Origin of the sequence: Microbacterium sp. HMWF026, from assembly GCF_003061325.1 — a bacterium.
GTDB lineage: Bacteria > Actinomycetota > Actinomycetes > Actinomycetales > Microbacteriaceae > Microbacterium > Microbacterium testaceum_E.
On sequence record NZ_QAJB01000280.1, the window covers coordinates 1 to 3,965 of the forward strand.

At 70.9% G+C, this 3,965-nt stretch carries 5 protein-coding genes; 1 reads left to right on the top strand and 4 read right to left on the bottom strand.

The window, feature by feature from the left end; genetic code table 11:
* The 4 genes from DBR36_RS10780 to DBR36_RS10795 form a co-directional block, all read right to left on the bottom strand.
* Positions 1-710: hypothetical protein (locus DBR36_RS10780; protein WP_108319257.1), on the bottom strand; the 710-nt coding region annotated here is incomplete at its 3' end.
* 10 nt (positions 711-720) lie between these two features.
* The gene (locus tag DBR36_RS10785) at positions 721-978 is read right to left on the bottom strand and encodes a glutaredoxin domain-containing protein (RefSeq protein WP_108319259.1); all 258 of its coding nucleotides are present in this window, start codon (positions 976-978) and stop codon (positions 721-723) included.
* Between the two features lie 55 nt (positions 979-1,033).
* Positions 1,034-2,161: a glycosyltransferase family 2 protein gene (locus DBR36_RS10790; RefSeq protein ID WP_108319261.1), complete on the bottom strand. Its 1,128-nt coding sequence runs from the start codon at positions 2,159-2,161 to the stop codon at positions 1,034-1,036.
* A 159-nt stretch (positions 2,162-2,320) separates the two neighbouring features.
* Positions 2,321-3,472 (bottom strand): polysaccharide deacetylase family protein, encoded by a 1,152-nt coding sequence (locus tag DBR36_RS10795; protein WP_108319263.1) that lies wholly within the window; start codon positions 3,470-3,472, stop codon positions 2,321-2,323.
* A gap of 110 nt (positions 3,473-3,582) precedes the next feature.
* Between DBR36_RS10795 and DBR36_RS10800 the strand changes: the two genes are divergently transcribed.
* Positions 3,583-3,965, top strand: a 383-nt coding sequence (locus DBR36_RS10800; protein WP_181373564.1) for a Gfo/Idh/MocA family oxidoreductase, incomplete at its 3' end; no start/stop codon positions are given.

The following is a 3,965-nucleotide window of genomic DNA, read 5'->3' on the forward strand; positions in this document are numbered from 1 at the left end:
CCGTTGCCGAGGTCGGTGCCGTAGAGCACGCGCCCCCCGCGCGCCGCGAAGGCCCGCAGGTTGGCGATGGCGCGCTCGCGAGCGGCGCCGCGGTGGATGTCGAGCGTCGAGATCCACGCCTGGCCCGCGGCCACGGCGCGAGCGAGCGCGCGCCGTGACAGCGGGGCGTCCGCGGGGGTGTGCGCGAGCACGTCGACCCCGGCGTCGATCGCGCGTTCCACCTGACCGGGGCCCTGCGCGTGCGCGACCGCGGCGAGCCCGCGGGCGCGGGCGGCGGCGACGATGGCCGCGAGGGTCGGGTCGTCGGGCACGGGTCCCGCGTCGGCGTGCAGGGCGACCTTGATGACCGCGGCCCCGGCATCCGCTTGGGCGTCCACCGCCGTGCGCGCCCCTCCGGGTACTCCCGGGTGCGACGAAGCGTCGGTCACCTCGCACACGATGGACGCGGGCGCCCACGACCGACCCTGCGGATACCCGCCGGGCACGGTCAGAAAGGCGCCCGCGTATCGCACACGAGGGATGCCGTCGCCCCGCCGCGCGAGGTCAACGGGATCACCGCCGAGGTCGACCACCGCGGCGATCCCGCGCCGCGCGAACGACGACGCGTCGATCAGGTGCAGGTGCACGTGATGGTCGACGAACGGAGGCAGGGCTGTGCCGGCCTCGGCGGTGAGGGACCGCCGGACGGGCCACGCGGCGGCGAGGGTCACGGGGACCCGATCAGATCAGCGAGAGCTCGCGGAGCTTGGCCTCGACGTCGGCGTTGGAGGGCTCGACGTGGTGGCTCGAGTCGGGGTAGACGACGACAGGGATGCTCGTGCGACCCGAGATCTCTTTCGCGACGTCGGCCGCGGCCGGGTCGGCGACGAGGTCGACGTATTCGTAGTCGATGCCGAGCTCGTCGAGCTGCTTCTTGGTGCGGATGCAATCGCGGCACCAGTCGGCGCCGAACATGCGGATCGTTGCGTCGGAGGACATGGTCCCAGCCTACGCCGCCCCGTCCGGACGGGCGCTGGATGCCGGGGCCCCGGGCTCAGGCGGTGACTTCGTCCTCGAGGGGCTCGACGGCGCGGACGGCGCGGCCGACGCGGCTCTTCTTGGGGGCGTAGACCACGAGCGCGTGGAACACGAAGCGCACCACGAACGCGGCGATGAGGGTGAGAGCCGCGGCGATCACGCTGGGCATGTGCGCCTGGCTCACGAGCACCCAGATCACGGGGATGCGCACGATCGCCTCGATGCCGTTGAAGGTGAACGATTTGATGAACCGGTGGCGCATGAGCCCGGACTCTTCGCGCATGTCGGCGAAGACCAGGTACTCGAGCGCGAGGAAGTTCGCCACGATCGTGACGATGCTCGCGATGACCGCGGCGACCAGGTACTGCACGCCGAGCAGCTGCAGCCCGCCCATGATGAGCAGGTTGGCCACGGCGCCGAGACCGCCGACGAGGGCGAACGCGGACATGCGGCCGAAGCGCAGCATGGTCAGCTGCGTGAGGAAGCGCATGCCCTGGCTGAACGAGGCCTTGGACTCGCCGGCGAAGCGGGGGGCGAACGAGAAGGGCACCTCGGCGACGCGCATCTGCTTGCGGGCGAGGATCTCGAGCAGGATCTTGAAGCCGCGCGGACGCAGCGTCTCGACCTCGAGGGAGTCGCGGTGCACCAGGAAGAACCCGGTCATCGGGTCGGAGCAGTTGTGCAGCTTCTTGGGGAACATCGCCTTGGTCAGCAGCGTCGACGCGCGCGACACGGCGGTGCGCACCGCATTGGCCAGGCCGTCCGAGGTGCCGCCGGCGATGTAGCGGGATGCCACGACCACGTCGGCGTCGCCCTCTTCGGCGCGGGCGAGCAGATCGGCGATGACCTCGGGCGGGTGCTGCAGGTCGCCGTCCATGACGACGCAGCGGTTGCTCTCGGCCGCGCGGATCCCCTCGACGACGGCGCCGCCCAGACCCCCGACCGGGTTGTCGCGGTGGATCAGGCGCACGGGGATGTCGGCGGAGGCGGCGACGGCGCGGATGACGTCAGGGGTGTCGTCGGTGGAGTCGTCGACGAAGATGACCTCGACCGCGCGACCGGTCAGCGCGTCGGACGTCCGACGGACGAGTTCGGCGACGTTCGGACCTTCGTTGAAGGTCGGAACGATGACGGAAAGGTCCATGAAATGCTCGCGTTTTCGTCGATAGCCAGAAATACACAGCGTAGACCGGCCGACGCGTGCTCGAATTGGGATTGTGGAGCAGTTACCTGGGAGCTAGCGGGTGTTCACCCCAGCGCCCGGTGGGAACCGATCTGCGATCCGCGGAAGGACGGGGGCGAATCACCCGATCTTCGCTGCGAGCTCGTCGACGGTCGTGCCGTAGTTGATGCGGATGACGGGCAGCGCCAGTTTGTCGGTGCCGATGCGCACGTATCCGGGTTCAATGGTACGTCCTAGTTCGAATCCCGCCTGACGAACGCCCTCTTTCGTCCTTTCGTCGTAGTGTCCGAACGGGTAGGCGACGACCTCTTTCGCCCCCAGGATCTGCGCCGAATGCTCGAGGTCGGCGGCGATCGTGGCGGCGTCGTCGTTGACCATCCGGCCCTTGCCGTTCGGGCCCGCGCGGTGCATGTCGTGGGTGTGCGATCGCTGCAGCACGAAGGGATTCGGGGTCGGCTCGGTGCGGGCCGAGGTGATGACGAAGGACGTCGTCAGCAGCTGACGCTGCGCCACGATCGGGGCGGCCCACTGCAGCCAGGTGGAGTCGGCATCGTCATCGGTGATGACGACCGAATGCTTGGGGAGGAAGAGGGCGCCGTCGATGAAGGCACTGATCTCGTCCCAGGTCGGCAGGTAGAAGGCCCCCTGCTGGATGTGCGCCATCTGCGCATCGAAGTCCGGCACGTACACGTAATTGCCGCGCAGCCAGTTGTCCTCACCCTCGGGCTTCTGCGTGAACTGGTGGTACATGAGGATCGGGATGCCGGCATCCTCGGCCGCGTTGCGCTCGGGGGTCGTCCACCCCGCGTGCAGCACGCGCTCGCGCGCGGTGCACGAGACGAGATCGGCGCCGTTGAGCCGGGCGGCGGTGGTCAAGGCGCCGGCGTCGGCGGCGGTGTCGTACCACCCGGCGAAGACGCGCCCCGCGGCGTGCGGGATCGGCAGCGACTGGTAGCGGGAGCCCTCGGACTCGAGCAGGGGGTCGAGGGCGATGCCGTCGCCCGCGAACGACACCGCGCACGCGTGCGGGTCGGTCGAGCCGGCCAACAGCTTCTGCGCCGGAGTCAGGGGCGTGGGCGTGGGTGTCGGCGTCGCGCTCGGTGTGGCGGGCGCCGCGACGTCGACGTCGGGCGTCGGCGCCTCGGGGCGGGTCAGTGCGAACGCCGTCACGGCTCCGGCAATGAGGGCCACGGCCAGCGCCGCGACCAGGGTGCGGCGCGCGCGGACGCGCTGGGAGGCGCGCCGACGGCGCTGGGCTCGGGTGGTCGTCATGCTGCCTCGGGTTCGGGTGGCGAGTGCCGCGATCCTATCCGGGCCGCGAAACGCACTCCCGAACCCGTGAGCGCGAGTCGCCTGGTGAGAAGGGTCGCCAAGATAGAGGCATGATCCGTATCGGCATCGTCGGCACCAGCTCCATCTCCGCGCGCCTGGCCGAGGCGGTCGCCGCCGTCGACGGGGTCGAGATCACGCGTGTCGCCTCGCGCGACCTCGCCCGCGCCCGTGCTTTCGCCGACGAGATCGGCGCACCGGGCGCCGCGGTCGGCCTGACCGCCCTGCTCGCCGCCGCCGACGTCGACGCGGTGTATCTCGCCAGCCCCAACTCCGTGCACCGCGCGCAGATCGACGAGGCGGTGGATGCCGGCATCCCGGTGCTCGTCGAGAAGCCCGCCGTGCTTTCGGGCGACGATTGGGATGCCGCGGTCGCCCGCGCCCGCGCGCGGGGCGTCGTGCTGCTCGAGGCGATGCGCACGGCGTACGACCCCGG